The organism is Streptomyces sp. ATLC9 (genome assembly GCF_057196705.1).
Genome location: NZ_JBXUOY010000574.1, coordinates 1 through 572, shown reverse-complemented (window position 1 = coordinate 572; position 572 = coordinate 1). Strand labels below are relative to the sequence as shown.

The window sequence follows — 572 nt, the reverse complement described above, 5'->3', positions numbered from 1 at the left end:
CACCGGGCGGTCCTGGACGAACTCGGAGCACGCGGGGAGATCGACTGGACCTCGGCCATCGTGGACGCCGCGAACGTGCGGGCCAAAAAGGGGGCACGCTGACCGGGCCGAATCCGGTCGACCGGGGCAAGAAGGGGAGCAAACTGCACGTCCTGTCCGACGCACAGGGCCTGCCTCTGGCCGTGGGCGTCTCTGGCGCGAACGTCCACGACACCCATGCGCTCAGGCCCCTGGTCCGTGGGATACCGCCGATACGGTCCCGGCGCGGACCACGCCGCCGCAGACCCGGCAAGCTCCGGGCCGACAAGGCGTATCACTCCATCGAGCACCGCCGATGGCTCCGCAGCCGGTGCATCGCCGCGCGGATCGCCCGCCCCGGCATCGAGTCCGGCGAGCGACTCGGCCGACACCGCTGGCGGATCGAGCGGACCATCAGCTGGCTCTTCGGCTACCGCCGCCTCACCGTCCGGTACGAGCGCAAGGGCGAACACTTCCTCGCCTTCCTCGGCCTCGCAGCTGCCCTGACCTGCTACAAACGGCTGACCGCAGTCACCACATGAGACATCCTCTTA

The 572-nt window shown here is 69.6% G+C and carries 1 pseudogene; it reads left to right on the top strand.

Going from position 1 to position 572, the window contains the following annotated elements:
- Nucleotides 1–560: pseudogene (locus AC2CJA_RS27130) on the top strand (IS5 family transposase); the annotation flags it as partial.
- Nucleotides 561–572 lie beyond the last annotated feature (12 nt).